This window comes from Vibrio sp. 10N.261.55.A10, assembly GCF_041470825.1.
GTDB classification, from domain to species: Bacteria; Pseudomonadota; Gammaproteobacteria; order Enterobacterales; family Vibrionaceae; genus Vibrio; species Vibrio crassostreae_C.
Map to the genome: position 1 here is coordinate 1 of NZ_JBFRNC010000031.1, position 16,260 is coordinate 16,260.

Annotated in this window: 14 protein-coding genes; 9 read left to right on the forward strand and 5 right to left on the reverse strand. The window is 44.1% G+C overall.

Translation table 11 applies throughout. The annotated features are described in order from the left end of the window. Window positions 1–46 precede the first annotated feature (46 nt). Window positions 47–934, reverse strand: coding sequence for a lipase secretion chaperone (locus AB4274_RS10650; RefSeq protein WP_372111987.1), 888 nt, complete (start codon window positions 932–934; stop codon window positions 47–49). Window positions 935–972: 38 nt separating this feature from the next. After that, a complete protein-coding gene (locus AB4274_RS10655) occupies window positions 973–1,914 on the reverse strand; it encodes a triacylglycerol lipase (RefSeq protein WP_050547032.1) in 942 nt (313 codons plus the stop codon). A gap of 482 nt (window positions 1,915–2,396) precedes the next feature. On the opposite strand from AB4274_RS10655, the gene AB4274_RS10660 reads away from it, so the two are divergent. Next, a complete protein-coding gene (locus tag AB4274_RS10660; RefSeq protein ID WP_372074510.1) occupies window positions 2,397–3,644 on the forward strand; it encodes an SGNH/GDSL hydrolase family protein in 1,248 nt (415 codons plus the stop codon). 115 nt (window positions 3,645–3,759) lie between these two features. Here the strand turns inward: AB4274_RS10660 and AB4274_RS10665 are convergent, their stop codons facing one another. Next, entirely contained in the window at window positions 3,760–5,091 is a 1,332-nt protein-coding gene (locus AB4274_RS10665) for a DEAD/DEAH box helicase (RefSeq protein ID WP_017061883.1), read from the reverse strand. A 361-nt stretch (window positions 5,092–5,452) separates the two neighbouring features. Between AB4274_RS10665 and AB4274_RS10670 the strand changes: the two genes are divergently transcribed. After that, window positions 5,453–5,719 (forward strand): Lpp/OprI family alanine-zipper lipoprotein, encoded by a 267-nt coding sequence (locus tag AB4274_RS10670; protein ID WP_017061882.1) that lies wholly within the window; start codon window positions 5,453–5,455, stop codon window positions 5,717–5,719. Window positions 5,720–5,876: 157 nt separating this feature from the next. Here AB4274_RS10670 and AB4274_RS10675 read toward each other — a convergent pair whose 3' ends face one another. Beyond that, window positions 5,877–6,851: a L,D-transpeptidase family protein gene (locus AB4274_RS10675; RefSeq protein ID WP_372111989.1), complete on the reverse strand. Its 975-nt coding sequence runs from the start codon at window positions 6,849–6,851 to the stop codon at window positions 5,877–5,879. A gap of 346 nt (window positions 6,852–7,197) precedes the next feature. On the opposite strand from AB4274_RS10675, the gene deoD reads away from it, so the two are divergent. From deoD to AB4274_RS10695, 4 genes are all read left to right on the forward strand, one after another. Further along, on the forward strand, window positions 7,198–7,908 hold the full coding sequence (gene deoD / locus AB4274_RS10680) for a purine-nucleoside phosphorylase (RefSeq protein ID WP_017061880.1): 711 nt from the start codon (window positions 7,198–7,200) through the stop codon (window positions 7,906–7,908). 82 nt (window positions 7,909–7,990) lie between these two features. Further along, on the forward strand, window positions 7,991–9,460 hold the full coding sequence (locus AB4274_RS10685; protein ID WP_017061879.1) for a lactate dehydrogenase: 1,470 nt from the start codon (window positions 7,991–7,993) through the stop codon (window positions 9,458–9,460). Between the two features lie 186 nt (window positions 9,461–9,646). Beyond that, window positions 9,647–11,116 carry a hypothetical protein gene (locus AB4274_RS10690; protein ID WP_372111991.1) on the forward strand — a complete coding sequence of 490 codons (1,470 nt, stop codon included), beginning with the start codon at window positions 9,647–9,649 and terminating at the stop codon, window positions 11,114–11,116. Beyond that, window positions 11,116–12,696, forward strand: coding sequence for a GGDEF domain-containing protein (locus AB4274_RS10695; protein WP_017072413.1), 1,581 nt, complete (start codon window positions 11,116–11,118; stop codon window positions 12,694–12,696). The genes AB4274_RS10690 and AB4274_RS10695 overlap by 1 nt, the downstream gene beginning before the upstream one ends. Window positions 12,697–12,727: 31 nt before the next feature. Here AB4274_RS10695 and AB4274_RS10700 read toward each other — a convergent pair whose 3' ends face one another. Next, window positions 12,728–13,630: a DMT family transporter gene (locus AB4274_RS10700; RefSeq protein WP_017061876.1), complete on the reverse strand. Its 903-nt coding sequence runs from the start codon at window positions 13,628–13,630 to the stop codon at window positions 12,728–12,730. A 250-nt stretch (window positions 13,631–13,880) separates the two neighbouring features. Here AB4274_RS10700 and AB4274_RS10705 point away from each other — a divergent pair, with 250 nt between their 5' ends. The 3 genes from AB4274_RS10705 (at window position 13,881) to AB4274_RS10715 (ending at window position 16,256) form a co-directional block, all read left to right on the forward strand. After that, window positions 13,881–14,276, forward strand: coding sequence for a DUF3302 domain-containing protein (locus AB4274_RS10705; RefSeq protein ID WP_017061875.1), 396 nt, complete (start codon window positions 13,881–13,883; stop codon window positions 14,274–14,276). Further along, complete coding sequence (locus tag AB4274_RS10710) at window positions 14,276–15,406, forward strand: HlyD family secretion protein (protein ID WP_017061874.1); 1,131 nt, start codon at window positions 14,276–14,278, stop codon at window positions 15,404–15,406. Before AB4274_RS10705 ends, AB4274_RS10710 begins: the two co-directional genes overlap by 1 nt. Before the next feature lie 301 nt (window positions 15,407–15,707). Continuing rightward, on the forward strand, window positions 15,708–16,256 hold the full coding sequence (locus AB4274_RS10715; RefSeq protein WP_017066579.1) for an ECF-type riboflavin transporter substrate-binding protein: 549 nt from the start codon (window positions 15,708–15,710) through the stop codon (window positions 16,254–16,256). Window positions 16,257–16,260: the final 4 nt, after the last annotated feature.

Here is a 16,260-nt window from a genome sequence, read left to right on the forward strand (position 1 = left end):
ACTTTACGGGGTCACTTCATCATGGCTGGTTTTTCGCTTTTAGACACTACTGGCGAGATTCAGCCGCTCGAATTCTTTCAATCGCTTCTACCCTTCTAAGCTGTTCTGGTAGGAAATGTTCAGTCCTAAGTTGCGCAATCTTCTCTTGTTGTTCGGTTTTTGATAGGAATGAATCTTTCAAGACATCATTTCGTTCTGCGAAGTAGACCTCTAACGAGTCTTCAAAGGCCGCTCTTTGTTTATCAAGTACTTCAAGTCTCTGGGTTGCTTCTTCACCGACAAGTTCGCTTCTCTTTAAGTATTTACCCTGTTCATCGAGACCTTCAGAGCTAGAGAGCTGTTGGAGTAACACCTGATTCTGGTGACTCGACTGAACATAATCAGGTTGCTCAGATAGATAGGATTCGAGTCTTTGTTGGTATTCTTCATCCTCTAATCCCTCCTGTTTCAGAAGTAACTTTTCTAAGGCGATTTCTCTCATTCTGTTGTCGTGCGTAAACAGAATACTTATCTCGCTCTCACTGAAAAACTGAGCTTGGAGGTCAAGGAGCGCTTGATTGAGTGCACGTAGATCATCAGCGGAAATGGATGTGGTACCGAACTGCACGTCCAACGATGTCAGTGCCGACTTATACTCAAGATATTTGGCAAACAGTGCTTCATCAACCACGGTTGTTGATGCTTGTTCGTGGTGTTTCGCCACGTTGTCTCGAATATCTTCAAGGGTTAATTCTGCATTACCTGACACGAAATATTCCATCATGTCTTTTGCTGATGCGTTATCGATGTCGGTATCTTGCTGAGAGGTGACTTTCAATGAGGAGACGCGTTGTTCGTCGTCAGTATGTGTATCTTGATTATTTAGATATAAAAAGACCGCCGCTGTGCTCATCAGGGCTATCGTGGTTATCGACAAAATGGCGGTCTTTTTCATCATACTTCCCTTGTTTTCTTGTTAAACGGCTTTGCAGACTACAAGCCAGCCAACTTCAATCGATTGGCATGCTGACGATATAGAGTTACAGGATCTGTCTCAAACAAGTGGTGAATTCCCAATAACCCATTAATCTCATCTAGGTGGTTCATTTTGTAATCATCACCAATCACTTTGCCCAAATGCGCGCTGCATGCTCCTACTAAGCCATCATTAGGTTCGTTGAAGGCTAAGCCTAGGATTGTCATCGCTCCGTCGGTAGGATCAAGAAGGTTGGTAAAAGTGGAAGACCCTGTCCATGAATAGTAATAAACGCCGTTACTTGCTTGCCACTCACCATCGCCACACTCAGACGTCGGAACGCCCTCAGGGTAAAACTGGTTGAAGGCTAGCGAGCCTTCTGTGGTCAATGCTTCAAGAGAAGCGAGGCCGTCTTGGTCGAGATCCGTTCCACCAGATAAAAGGTTAATCAGTGTCGTTAATCCACCTGCTAATTTAACCGCGATACCTTCTGTGACAGAGCCTTCAGATACGTTCCCTCGAACGAGATCAGCGACCTTAGAACCTTTATGCACACCGCCAATACTGGTCACTGAAGCAACAAGATCAGGTCGAACTGACGCAACATAACGAGCCGTAGGCCCACCGTGGCTATGACCAACCAGATTCACCTTACTTGCTCCTGTTGCAGCTAACAGCGTTTCAACTTGGCTGAGTAACTGTTCACCACGGACCTCTGAACTGTTGGTTGCAGAGACCTGAGCGACATATACGTTCGCGCCATCTTTGGTTAGGGATTCAGGTACGCCATAGAAATAGTCAACGCCCGCTAATGTATCGAAACCAAACAGACCATGTACCAACATAATGGGGTATTTCGTTTCAGTGTATCCGCTGGCTTCTAATGCTGATGCGCTCGTTCCGGCATATACGCCAAAACTGGATAGGCAGGCTATCGTCCAAATTAATATCTTTTTCAATGCTCTTTCCTTAAACAGATTAGACCTCTGATGAGTAAAAGAACCGTAGATGATGATTTTATAAAACAGAAAGTAACGACTTCATATTTGTGATGGCGAACTTGAATTAAACAGGTGCGATGAACATCAGGCAAACAGAATCAGGAGAACAAAACATAAGCAATTGATTAAATTAACATTTAACTAAGGTTGATGAGATTGTTCTTTCAATATCCCGACTCAAATATCAATTCAACATTCTCAATAAACCAAAATTATTCGACAAATAACCGTTTGGAAACAGGTATTTTTCAACCAAAACTCGTTGATAACTTGATGCTTATTCCATTAACGACACACCACAACCCTGAATGTATTGACGCTAATTATTGATTTTAGATATAGGTCGTACCAGTTATTTACTTATCCACTTATCCACTTATCCACTTATCAAGCAACAGCGTTTCTGTTTGGCTCATCTAAATATAAAAGAGAATACAGTGATGAAAAATACGGCTTTAATACTCACGTTAGCCCTGCCTTTTGGCGCTTATGCCGCTGAAGACTCAATACCAACACCTGAATCGATTACATCTGCACAAGTACTCAGTGCACAAGGCTCAGAGACCTATTCATATGTTAGATGTTGGTATCGAACCGATGCCTCTCATGACTCCCCAGCCACCGACTGGAAGTGGGCAAAGAAAGAGAATGGTGATTACTACACGATCAACGGATATTGGTGGTCTTCCGTTTCATTCAAAAACATGTTCTACAGCGATGCCCCGCAATCGGAAATTAAACAACGTTGCGAACAGACGCTCGACATCCAACATGACGCCGCTGACATCACCTACTTTGCCGCAGATAATCGCTTCTCTTACAACCACTCAATCTGGACCAACGACAACGCTTTTCAAGCCAGTAGCATCAATCGTATTGTCACCTTTGGTGATAGCCTGTCCGACACTGGTAATCTATTTAATGGCTCACAATGGGTTTTTCCGAACGCAGATTCGTGGTTTTTAGGGCACTTTTCGAATGGTTTAGTCTGGACGGAGTATTTAGCAAAAGCGAAAGATGTCCCTCTGTATAACTGGGCTGTGGGTGGCGCCGCAGGTACCAACCAATACGTGGCATTGACTGGTGTTTATGATCAAGTCACCTCTTATCTGACCTACATGAAAGTCGCCAAAAACTATCGTCCGGAAAACTCACTGTTTACTTTAGAGTTTGGCCTCAATGACTTCATGAATTACAACCGAGAAGTCGCCGATGTAAAGGCTGACTTTAGCAGCGCGCTGATCCGCTTAACAGAATCTGGTGCGAACAATATCCTGCTGTTCACCTTACCCGATGCAACCAAAGCCCCTCAATTCAAATACTCTACCGAACAAGAGATAATAAAAGTTCGTGGCAAGATCTTAGAATTCAACCAGTTCATCAAAGCTCAAGCCGAGTATTACCAAGGTATGGGGAAAAACGTGGTGTTGTTCGATGCAAGTGCGTTGTTCGCCAGCATTACCGATAACCCAGAACAACATGGCTTTCGAAACGCGAGTGATGCTTGTCTTAATATCAATCGAAGCTCAGCCGCGGACTACTTGCGAAGCCACAGCTTAACCAATGACTGTGCGACCTATGGTTCAGACAGTTATGTATTTTGGGGCGTGACACACCCAACTACAGCTACTCATAAATACATTGCCGACCACATCTTGGCGTATTCGTTCTCGACGTTCAATTTCTAACTAAATATCGAAAAGTAATGGCTGAGCCAAGGTCGAGATACAAAAAAACCGCCTAATATTGGCGGTTTTTATTTATGTCAGTTTTACTAGCAAACGCTTTAAAACTGGCTGGTGATTACTCGTCGTCCACTTTTGGTGCGACTTTCTTCTTAGGGATAAACACGGTATCACCCACGGCCACATTTTGGTGGAAGCTCTTATCGCGCTTAACTGGTTTCTTCGGCGTTTTCTTCGCTTGAGTGTTGGTCTTCTTCTTAGCAGGACCGCCTTTAGCAAACGCAGGTTTACGTGGCTTAATGCCTTTGAATTTACCTTTTAGGCCTTCAAGTACAGAGAAGGTCAAATCTTGTTGAAGGTAAAGTTCAACACGCTTGAAGCTGTCCCAGTCTTTTGGACCAACCAAAGAAATCGCATCGCCTTTGTTACCCGCACGGCCAGTACGACCTACACGGTGCACGTACTCTTCCGTATGCTTAGGCATATCAAAGTTGATAACGTGGCTCACGTTTGGAATATCAATACCACGTGAAGCAACATCGGTAGTTACCAAGATCTTGTAAACCGCACGCTCGAACTGGCTCATAATAGCATTACGTTGCGTTTGGTTTAGGTTACCACTCAGTGCTACCGCTTTAAGCTTCTTCTCGTTCAACTTATCTGTTAAACGGTCAGTATCAGCGCGTGTTGCTGTGAAGATCATTACCTGACGGTATTCAGCTTCTTCCAGTACACGGTCTAAAATCGCTTCTTTGTGATCTAGGTGATCACATAAGTAGAATTTCTGTGTGATATCTAAGTGTTGCTCGTTAGAAACACCAACAGAGATACGCTTAGGTGCGTCTAGCATTTCATTTGCAATGCCATTTACTTCAGCGTGATCTAACGTTGCAGAGAACATCAACGTTTGACGACGACGGTGTTTAGCTGCATTGGCAATGCGACGAAGTTCTGGAGCGAAACCCAGATCAAGCATACGGTCCGCTTCATCAAGGATTAGCGTTTCAACACCATCTAGGAACAATGAACGATGTTCTAGGTGGTCAGCAAGACGGCCTGGAGTCGCAACGATAAAACGAGGGTACTTACGCAGTGCTTTAACTTGGTCGTTAAAGTTCTCACCACCTAAGATAAGCGCCGCTTCATAAGACAGACCACCAAGCATGCTACGCAGTTCGCCGTAAACTTGCTTCGCTAGCTCACGAGTAGGAGCCAAAATTACACCACGAGGATCTTTAGCAGAAAACGCTTTTGTTTTTAATGCTTTATGTATCATTGGCAACACAAACGCCAATGTTTTTCCTGATCCCGTTTTTGATGAAGCCAATAGATCCTTACCAGCAATAGCAACAGGGATCGCTTTTGATTGGATCTCTGTCGCCTTCTTGAAGTCGTAATGTTTTAAGTTCTTCAGTAAGCGGTTATCTAAGCCTAAATCTTTAAAGTGCAAAGGACTCTCCAGTCATGATGGTATTGAATAAAATTAATTTAACGTGACATGATACCGCGAAAGTACTTTATAAGGATAGAGATCACAGTAAATTTATCCCTTTATCTATCTTTAGCTAGAACAACGTATGCATTGCTAGCAAAGGGATAGCTCTCCAAAAACACCTTCAAGTCGTCTCTAAATCCTTCATCTCATAAATGAGACACAACGTGATACTTAGCTAATTAACTCAAAAATTTAGCAATTTCTTTAGTTATTGTTTTTGCAGTTAAAAAATTAGTCGCTACAATCATTAATGAAGCGACTATATGATAAAGAATGTATAGCGCATCTTTTGATGATAAATAAGCAAGGAGTTCTTATGAATAAGACGTTAATCGCAGCTGCAGCATCAGTTTTCATTTTAGCCGGTTGTTCTTCAGAACCAGAAGAAGCTGCAGTGTCAGAAATGGATCAACTAACTAACCAAGTGGCTCAACTTACAAGCGAAGTTGAAGCACTTAAGAGTGACAAAGCAGCCGCAGAAATGAAGGCTCAAGAAGCAGAAGCAGCCGCTATGGCAGCGAAAGAAGAAGCGGATCGTGCTAACGAACGCATCGACAACATCGCTGAGTCTTACACTAAGTAGTTTGAGATCTAATCGCGATTAAGCTGTAGATTAAATAAGTCGCAAAAAGCAGTATATAGACAGCACCACTTCTTATCGGATGTGGTGCTTTTTTTGGGTGACACTAATGCGAGTAAACAAGATAAAACCGCCCCTTGTTGCAGAAGAGGCAATCGAATTAAAACTCAATCACAGGTGGTGCTATCTCTACAGGTACGCCGTTTTGAGCAAAGATAACCGCTTTCGCCTTTGAATTTGGCAGTTCTGCGTCTTCAAGCCACCATTTTAGTTCCACAGGGATCTGTAATGATTTCTTTGAACCATCACTTCGAGTTAATGGCTCGTGCGCTTCTACAAACACACTTCTATCAGGCTCTAATGACACCTTAATCGGCTCATTGATAATGGTGACCTGTTCACCACGGTTCACTTGCTCAAACAGCCACTCAATGTCTTTAGGTTCCATTCGGATACAACCAGAGCTAACTCGTAAACCTATCCCGAAATCTTTGTTTGTACCATGGATCAAATAGTCGCCAGCGCCATAAGCAAGCCTCAAAGCGTACTCTCCCAATGGATTTTCCGGCCCGGCAGGAACCACTCTCGGTAATTCAATGCCCTTTTCAAGATACTCGTTGCGGATTGAATTTGGTGGCGTCCATGTTGGATTCGGTCTTTTTTGGCTTATCTTGGTGATCATCTCGGGAGTATCACGCCCCACTCGACCGATGCCGACAGGGAAAACATGCACCTGATTTTTCTCAGGCTCAAAGTAATACAACCTTAACTCAGCAAGATTGATGACAATCCCCTTTCTTGGGGTGTCAGGCAAAATCAAGCGGCTTGGAATGCTTAACACATAGCCTTCCGCGGGAAGAAAAGGATCCACCCCTTTGTTGGCTGCCATTAAAGAGAGAAAACCAATATCGTATTGCTTGGCAATGATGGCCAAGGTTTCGCCCGCCGCCACTTCATGCTGCTGGATTCTGCCCACAATGCGGCTTTCCGTTGGTGGCAATTCAAAGGTTGCAGCAGACACCCACGATGAAGCTATCCCGCTGGCAAGCAAAGTAGTTCTTACAACAAACGACGCCGCCCTGTGGAGTCGTGTTTTCATTGACTGCAAAGGCGTCGAGTTAACGCAATACGACATACAAATCCTTGGTTTGTCTTTTATCAAAGTTTAGATTATCTCTGATCAAACGTCTCTACAACGTATTGTTGTCTCGAAACTAATAGGCAACAAGTTTATATGTAAGCCTTTTCTTCTCATTCACTTGCAATTTACCCATACAAAATCGATTGCCTTTACGCTTTCAACATATTTGGTTATCAATATTAATAAAACTATAATGGCAGACCTATTTTGTGACTAAAGTCTCATGGAGCCATGTTCTAACTCGCTAATATTGCCTCAACAAAACGAATTCAATTCAACAGAATCGGTAATTGATTAAATCCTGTTCCTATAATTACCGTTTAAACTTTGGAGAACGACCATGGCTACACCTCATATTAATGCTCAAGCTGGTGATTTCGCAGAAACAGTACTTATGCCGGGCGACCCGCTTCGCGCAAAATACATTGCAGAAACATTCCTTGATGACGTGAAGCAAGTTTGTGACGTTCGCAACATGTTTGGCTACACAGGCACTTACAAAGGTAAGAAAGTTTCTGTAATGGGCCACGGTATGGGTATCCCATCATGCTGCATCTACGTACACGAGCTAATCGCTGAGTTCGGCGTGAAAAACGTTATTCGTGTAGGTAGCTGTGGCGCGGTACGTGACGACGTTAAACTAATGGACGTTGTTATCGGCATGGGTGCATCTACTGACTCAAAAGTAAACCGCATTCGTTTCAACAACCACGACTTCGCTGCTATCGCTGATTTCGGTCTTCTAGAAGAAGCAGTAAACCAAGCTCGTGCACAAGAAGTTCCAGTTAAAGTTGGTAACGTATTCTCTGCAGACCTTTTCTACACTCCAGAAGCTGACCTTTTCGAAAAAATGGAAAAGCTAGGCATCCTAGGTGTTGATATGGAAGCGGCTGGTATCTACGGCGTTGCTGCAGACCTTGGTGCTAAAGCACTAACTATCCTAACAGTATCTGACCACATCATCCGTGGTGAAAAACTAAGTTCTGAAGAGCGTCAAAAGTCTTTCAACGACATGATGAAAGTTGCTCTAGAGACAGCAATCAACATCTAACGATTTGATAAAAGATACATTGAAAAGCGTTACCCCGCAGCCAGGCTCGCTTGGCTGCTCAAATAATCCCGAGGGGGAGATCGTGTCTAACGACAAGCTGCCAAAAGATGCGGATGGTTTGCAACTCAACTTTTGTAAAACATTGGCGTGTGACAACTTTGGCTTGAGCGATGCAAAACGGTATGTTTTGCAACACGCGAACCCTAAGCGTCCAGCGATGGTTTGTCGTGAATGTGGAGCTTTCCCCCCCTTACTTAACAATCGTGAAGTGTTAAGCGAACTTCATCGCCTAAGACAACTTCACAGCGACGGGCTCCCTGCTTGTCGTAATGATGATTGCGATAACTTCGGCTTATCGGTTCATACCCATAAACATCTTTATCATGCCTTCGGCTACAGTGGCGACAGGCAGCGTTATCGATGCAAAGACTGCCAAACAACCTTCGTTGATAAATGGTCTGGATCCAATAAAAAACTCCAATTTCAAGAGAACCTCATGGGCTTACTGTTCATGGGCTATTCCGTACGTGAAATCTGCCGAAAATTAGAGATCAACCCAAAGACTTTCTATGATCATGTTGACCATATCGCGAGCCGTTGTCGTCGTAAATTAGCGATGATCGATGCACGATGGGTTAACCATGCGAAAGATTACGAGTTCGCATCTCACTACCAGCGTCTGCAACCACAAAGTAACAACGGTGTGGTGTGGATAGCGACGGGCGAGGCGCATTCTGGCTATATACTTTGCCAACACGTTAACTACTCTCAAAATGAAGAACCATCAGGAAACGTCGACCATAACCCTTATGATGATGTGGCACGATTTGTATCCAAAGAGCACTCTTCAGAAGCAAATCTCGAACTGCCTCAGCCCTCTGACAAACTAAAAGAGCGCATTGAACAGCAGTACCAAGTGATTCTTGCGAGAGGTAACGTTGAGGACCCTATGGGTAACCTCACCACATTTAGTTACCCTTCAAAAGGCGCTCTCATTCGACCGCCTTATACCTCTTATGCTCACTTCTTACATGTGTTGGATATGTGTAACGAAGACAAGCATGTCGCCATCTATATGCCACAAGATCCATTACTAAGATCTGCCGCTTTAAGTGTATGTTTGCCGCGCATTCAGAGTCAAAATATTGACCTCATGTATGTCGAAGAAGATTCAGGCTGGCAAGACGACCAAAGTTTTGAAAAGATCGACATCGTTCACATGAGTTGGTGGCGAGATCGCTGGGCTATTGCCAATCAGGGTGATAACCAGAAAGGTATCTGCTACCTAACCGGTAACAATCCAGAACCAAAACAGTGGTTTAACACAGCCTCAATTCAACAAACTAAGTTCTATCAACAGCGCTTTCAGTTGTTATTTGATAGCTTTATTAATGAGCCCAGACGTAAGCTTCGTCCTGGGGGCATTCTTCCATTGCTCGACATATTTAGAGCTTGGCACAATCTGTGCTACCAAGATAAGCAAGGGCTCACGGCAGCACAACGCTTAGGCGTAGGGGAGCTGCCATTAACTCTAAAGCAACTACTTTCATAGCAACAAAGCCTCTAGGTAATTATTCGGGAACTCATTGATTTTAAAGCGACAACATGAGGTAACACCCATAATTAGAAAAGATCGATGTTCCTTTGACGCTCTACGAAAGATAATTGGTGCTTATCTCAAATTACACTCTTATAATGATTGTGTTATCAATATGTTCGATAATCATGGATGTAAGTCTTGGACAAAAATCAGTACCTTCTTGAAACAGAATTAGAAAAACTCAAAACTCGTGTCGACTCTGAGCCATCGGTGATCCTAGAGATTGCCCAACAGTGCCTAGTCCGATCAGAGCAAGTTCTGTTTGAAGAGGGTTCCATCCAGTCATTAATGTTAATGGCAAGATGTAGCTGGAACCTGATGGATTACCAAAAAGGTTTAAAATACATCAAGGAAGCCTACAAGCGCCAAAGCCGATTAGATACCGACCTTTTTCTCCCTGAAATCCTCCATTTACACGCGCTCCAGTTCTGGGGACAAGCCAAGTACTATTCCGCCCAACAGTTCTGGATCAATGCTTTAGAGCAGTCCGCGTTGGTTGATGAAGTCGAAATTCAAATTGAATGCCTCATTGGCCTTGGCAATATTTGGCGGATGACCCACGAATATAAACTTGCACGTTCTACCCACCAGCTTGCCGTTAAAGTTGCTAACAACAGCCGCATTGGTTGGTTAGAGGGTAAAGCCAGAATACTGCTTGCGTGGGATTACTACCTGCTCAACAACTATGTTGAAATGCTGTCGGTATTGGACGGTGCAGAAGAAGCATTAAAAGACCATAAAGATAACACTTGGCATGCAGAGGTATGGGACTTTCGAGGCCTTGCCCTACTTGGTCTTGAACGCTTAGATGACGCGGAGCGCGCCACGGCCAAAGCGCACAATCTGGCAGTTGAACACAACCTAGTTTGGATGAAGGCGCACTCATACATCAGCCGAGCTAGATTGGAGCTCCTGAGAAAAAGACCAGAACAAGCGGCGGAATTACTGAGGCTCGCAGAACAATCCGCAAACGAGTTCGATAATGGCGAGTTGCTGAGCCAAATCTGTTACCAACAATCCTTGGTGGCGGAAGAAAACCAAGACTTCCAAGCCGCGCTCGTCGCCTTTAAAAAGTACCGTCAATATTCTATCGGCATGCTCAAAGAGCAAACGACACGTGTCGGTTTGGACAAAGCACGCAGTTCAAAACGCCAGCTTGAACAGAGAGCACGAAAACTGATTAACCGTATTCGCGGTCAACACGAGTACGACCCTGAGAAGCACCTCTCTTATGTTGTCTCTGAAACCTTTTGGTGGGAAAAATTGGTGCTGTTCAAGACAGAGCTTAAACGCTCGAACCACAGCATCATTATGTTCCATCATGTCGATACTAATTATTTAGATATCTGTACCGAGATTGCTCATGCTTTATGTAACCAGAATGACTTCATCGCAAGGCTAAGTTCTGAACGTGTGGCTCTTATGCTTTCCGAGAAAGGAGAAGCCGCAGAACAAACCTTCCAAACTCTCAGCACCATGCTCGATATCTATCCATGGCATAGAAAAGGATTAAAAGGTTCGAAACCAAGCGTCAGCCTCAATGATATTTTGACGTTCCCGTTCACGCTTGAACAACTCGAAGAAGACGATGCTGAGGTAATAGAATAATGGAAACTCTATTAAGCAAGATCACAGACGCCGGTTTAGACCCTTCATCAGTATCAGGTGAAGAAGCGATCATCTTCTGGAACCACATTCGTCAGCACGTTTCGACGACGCAAACAGAGCAAGCGCACTGCTATATCATTAGCTCTGAATACCGTGCCGAGTTACAACAAAATCAAACCAGTATCGAAGAGTTGAGACGAGCACTCGATCTGCTCCACCTTCCTGCCGATATCGAAGATATTCTGACAGTCAAAACCAGTTTAAGTGACCGCTTAGTTGAAACTGGTGATTACACCTCAGCACTCAATGAATTCGTCAGTTCATCGACTATCGCGGTTGAACACGGTCATATCGATGAGTATGTATTAGCTATTTTAGGCATGGGCAACCTGTGTGATTCCTATGGCGATCACAACAGAGCACTTCGTTACTACCAAAAAATCAGCAGCATAGACCATGCGATAAGCAGTCGCTCACTTCGCCTCAAATTCAAGCTGCATATGGTAGCAAGCCTACTTCTACTCAATCGCATTACAGCAGCCAGCGATTTACTGAATGAGTGCGAAGAACTGAGTATTTTGGTCAGTGACAAGTTGCTCACAGCTCAAATACTGCTTTACCAAGCAAAGGTGCTGCGCGCTAAGAAAAAACACCATGAAGCGCTACGCTGTCTGTCTAAGGTTCAATACCCAGCCAACAGCACTCAAGCAAGCTGGCTTGCAACCATGACTCGTCTAGAGCTCGCACATTGCCTAAGTGCAACCGGCAAGCAAGACTACGCGAGCATGATTTTGTCGAGCACAGACAAACGCGTGAAAGCCTACTCGTCGCCAGTACTTGCAAAACGATTCTACGATTCGCTGAGTGATGTGTGTATGAATCAAGGGCGTTTTCAAGAAGCGCTAAGCTATGAGAAAAAAGGCTACCGAATTGAAACCGATCTGATGAAGCAGATCCCGATCAGTGAACTCGGTGCAAGCCAGCTACGCCGCCTGTCCCGTTTTGAATTACAACTTAAACTCATTCTCTCTGAACAAGAGAACAAAGAGCTGAAAGAGACAACGGAACAACACAAGAATGCGGTTGCTCAGCTTCAACAAGACGTATTCACCGATCCATTGACAGGGTTACACAACCGTCGCTGGTTAGATGTGAAATTGAAAGACATGCTGTTGCACGATACCTCTTTCGCACTGATGGTTATTGATATTGACCACTTCAAGTCTATCAATGATGAACTGAGTCACTTAGTGGGCGATAAAGCGATTGTTAGTGTGTCTCAAGAGCTACGTTCATACTTTAAGTTTAGAGGCGCGTCATGTGTCAGATTTGGTGGAGAAGAGTTCCTCGTCATTCTAGAGAACACTGATCTTCCGAAGGCAGAAATGCACTCTGAAAATTATCGAGAGCGCATCTTCCAATTTGGATGGCATGAAATACTTGGGGAGCGTGGTTTGACCGTGAGTATTGGTATCACTTTGCATCGTGACGGAGAGAATACTCAACGCACCTTCTACCGTGCGGATAAAGCGCTATACCGAGCTAAAGCCAACGGCCGTAATCAAGTGTGTACAGAGTAGTGGCATATAGCTCTGTAGCTTAGCCAACTGCTTATTGATAAAAGAACAGAGAAATACCAGCAAGGGCGGCAAGTGTGCCTATGATACTTTGCTTTGACACCTTCTCCCCTTTCAGCGCATAAATCACCAAAATAAAGACCGGGCTGGTCGCTATCAACGTTTGTGCAATCGCAGGGTTAGCATTCTTCAACGCCACTTGTTGAAGCCATAGAGCGAGAAACGTCCCGACAAAGATTGCTCCTAGTAACCACAGTTTATCGAGCTTGGTCATTTCCCATAAATCTCTTTTTATCGATGAATACGGCTTCTTTTCAACGAAAGGGATAATCAGCATCACAGCAAACACGCCAATCGTCAGGCGAATCAAAGCACCTAACAATGGTGGGATATCACCCGCCACTAACGCGTAATGAGAAATAACCACACCAGATGCCTGACAGACACTCGCCACAAGCCCATAACCAATGCCACCCCACTGCGCTTTGTTATTCGATTCACCGCTCGCCGATTTTGATGGCTGGAAGACAACGAAGGTCACCGCTAGTGTTGTAATCACGACACCGAGCCAACTTTGCACTGTCAATACAGCGCCCAGGAACATTAATGCCAGCACACCAGAAAGAGGCGGGGCTAAAGATTCCAGTAACAGCGTCTTATTGGCACCGATTCTTTTCAACGCCGCAAAATAGGCGCTATCTCCAATCGCAATGCCAATCACACCTGAAATTGCCAATATCAGAAAATGGTTGGTACTCAGTTCAAACTCCGGCATCGGAATAAGAGGCATCACCAGCAACATCATCCCTGACGCCACTACACCCTTAACAATGTTCAATTGCATCGCAGAGAAGCGATGACCAAACTGTCCATAAATCCATGTCGCACACGCCCACACAATCGCAGCACCAATAGCCGCCAATTCACCTATATACATCCGTGTTTATCCTTTGTGGTTGTGCACGTCATTTAGAATCGTAGCTGTCATCATTTCAGCTAAAATACCAACCAGAAAGCCGAAATAGCCTCTTCAAACGCGATGAGATTTTATAAGATTCGTCAATGGTTTTGCTCACATTAGAAGCGAACACTCATTATTTATAACTCAGTAAATCATTTTTATAACAATTACTTGGATGATAGCGTACTATATTTATAACTAACATCTAACATTACAAGGATCTGTTATGTTTTTAGACTACTTTGCACTCGGCTTACTCATTTTCGTTGCTCTAGTCATCTTTTACGGCATCATCGTTATTCACGATATCCCTTATGAAATAGCCAAAGAACGTAATCATCCTCACCAAGACGCAATTCACGTCTCAGGCTGGGTTAGCCTATTCACTTTGCACACAATTTGGCCCTTTCTATGGATTTGGGCAACATTATGGCGGAAAGACCGAGGCTGGGGCTTCGAAAAACTCGAAGAAGAGCAGCACGATATTCATCACCGAGTGGATGTTTTAATCGATCAAGTTAGCACCCTTCAAGAAGAGATCGCACAGCTCAAACAAGCAAATACTAAACAAAGCAGCACAAAAAAAGAGTCAAACAACGTTCAAGATCAGGAGGCTAAGTAATGGATTTACTACTGATAATGACCTACGCGGCACTTTGTATCACTATTTTCAAAGTATTTAATATCCCACTAAACAAATGGACAGTGCCTACCGCAGTGCTCGGTGGTGTGGTCATCGTAGGAACATTGATCCTATTAATGAACTACAACCATCCTTTCACACAACTTGGCAACCAAGTTTACTCAACGACTCCAATTGTTTCAGGCGTTAGAGGTAAAGTCATTGAGGTTCCTGTTGAGGCGAATTCTCCTTTAAAGAAAGGAGACATCCTCTTTAAAATTGACCCTATCCCTTTTGAAGCAGAAGTCGCTAAGCTCGAAGCGAAAGTAAAAGAAGCAAGCCAAGGAGCACTTGGGCTTGAATCTCAAGTTGCTGAAGCTGAAGCTGCTAAAATCAAAGCGATTGCAGAAAGAGACAAAGCGCAACGCGAATTTTCTCGTTATAAGCGTGGCTTTGAAAGTGGTGCGTTTACCGAACAACAATTGGATACTCGTAGACAAGCTTATAAGGCATCGGAAGCAGCAGTAAAAGTAGCAGAAGCAAGTCAACAACAAGCTCAGATCGCTCTAAATTCTGAAATTGGTGGCGAGAACACCGCAGTGGCAGGATTACTTGCAGACTTACGTAAGGCTCAATTCAACCTTGACCAAACGGTCGTGAGAGCACCAACGGATGGATATGTTACACAACTAGCACTGCGTCCAGGCGTAATGGCTGTACCGCTACCTCTTGCTCCTGTCATGACATTTGTCCATACGGAAGAAAAATACTACATCGCAGCATTCAGACAAAACTCATTGCAACGACTGCATCCTGGTTTCGAAGCTGAATTTTTATTCAGAGCACTACCAGGCAAGATTTTCAAAGGACGCATTGATGAAATAATCCCAGCTATTGGTGAGAGTCAAATTCAAGCGCGCGGGACACTTATTGGTACCAATGCACTTCGTACTAATGGACGCGTATTTGCTAAAATGACCATCACTGATGACCTGTCTGACTACCATTTACCTATGGGTACCGCGGTTGAAGTTGCCGTTTATTCTGACAGCTTCACCCACGTTTCAATCATGCGCAAGGTCCTTATTCGCATGAAGAGTTGGCAAAACTATCTATACCTAGACCACTAAACGGTCAAAGGTACGTGACGAACCCGCTTAACACATTGTTAAGACGCATGAAAAGCCAGACTCGCTCTGGCTTTTTTGTTGCTTGATTAACCGTAAAATTGCGCTTTTTACACGATATTTAAGTGTTCAGATGGAATTTTAGACATCTAGACACTTACCTTCCCTTATGGAAGCGTTCTACTGTATAATGCGCGCCTTATTTTTTATATTTGCCCAAAAAACGTTCTCATTGAGACGCATATTAATAATGGTGAATATTCGTTCTTTATTAAGCTTTATCTTTCAGTATTCGAGGTTATCTATGAACTTTTCAGCTAAAACAGTGGTCGTTATTGCCATTGGCGCGGCACTGTACGGCATTGGTGGTTTACCTATGTTTGGTGTCCCAGTGTTTGCGAACACGACATTGAAACCAGCGATGGCAGTTCTAGCACTGTTTTCTGTTTTGTTCGGCCCTATTGTTGGCTTCTTAGTTGGCTTTATCGGTCACTGGGTAACGGATCTGTTCGCAGGCTGGGGTGTGTGGTTAACTTGGGTTTTAGGCTCAGGTATCGTAGGCATGGTTATCGGCTTATTCCCGATGTTGACCAAGAACCGCCTTCAGCAAGGTGAGTTGCCTATGAAGGACTTCGCGCTGTTTGTGGTACTTGCCCTTGCCGGTAATGTGGTTGGTTACGGCTGCTCTGCATTCCTAGATACCATCCTTTATGCAGAACCGTTTACTAAAGTCTTCACTCAACTCTCTATCATTGCTGCGGGTAACACCGTTCTGATCGCTGTTGTTGGCTTACTGATCCTAAAATCAGTCGCTAAACGCAACAAACAAAGCCGTAACCTGACTGAGGCATAAGCGA

Bases quoted from the DNA above. Each gene is read 5' to 3' on its own strand.
- AB4274_RS10710 (WP_017061874.1), top strand. From the start codon at position 14,276: ATGGATTTACTACTGATAATGACCTACGCGGCACTTTGTATCACTATT.
- AB4274_RS10700 (WP_017061876.1), bottom strand. From the start codon at position 13,630: ATGTATATAGGTGAATTGGCGGCTATTGGTGCTGCGATTGTGTGGGCG.
- AB4274_RS10670 (WP_017061882.1), top strand. From the start codon at position 5,453: ATGAATAAGACGTTAATCGCAGCTGCAGCATCAGTTTTCATTTTAGCC.
- deoD (WP_017061880.1), top strand. From the start codon at position 7,198: ATGGCTACACCTCATATTAATGCTCAAGCTGGTGATTTCGCAGAAACA.
- AB4274_RS10705 (WP_017061875.1), top strand. From the start codon at position 13,881: ATGTTTTTAGACTACTTTGCACTCGGCTTACTCATTTTCGTTGCTCTA.
- AB4274_RS10715 (WP_017066579.1), top strand. From the start codon at position 15,708: ATGAACTTTTCAGCTAAAACAGTGGTCGTTATTGCCATTGGCGCGGCA.
- AB4274_RS10660 (WP_372074510.1), top strand. From the start codon at position 2,397: ATGAAAAATACGGCTTTAATACTCACGTTAGCCCTGCCTTTTGGCGCT.
- AB4274_RS10675 (WP_372111989.1), bottom strand. From the start codon at position 6,851: ATGTCGTATTGCGTTAACTCGACGCCTTTGCAGTCAATGAAAACACGA.
- AB4274_RS10695 (WP_017072413.1), top strand. From the start codon at position 11,116: ATGGAAACTCTATTAAGCAAGATCACAGACGCCGGTTTAGACCCTTCA.
- AB4274_RS10650 (WP_372111987.1), bottom strand. From the start codon at position 934: ATGAAAAAGACCGCCATTTTGTCGATAACCACGATAGCCCTGATGAGC.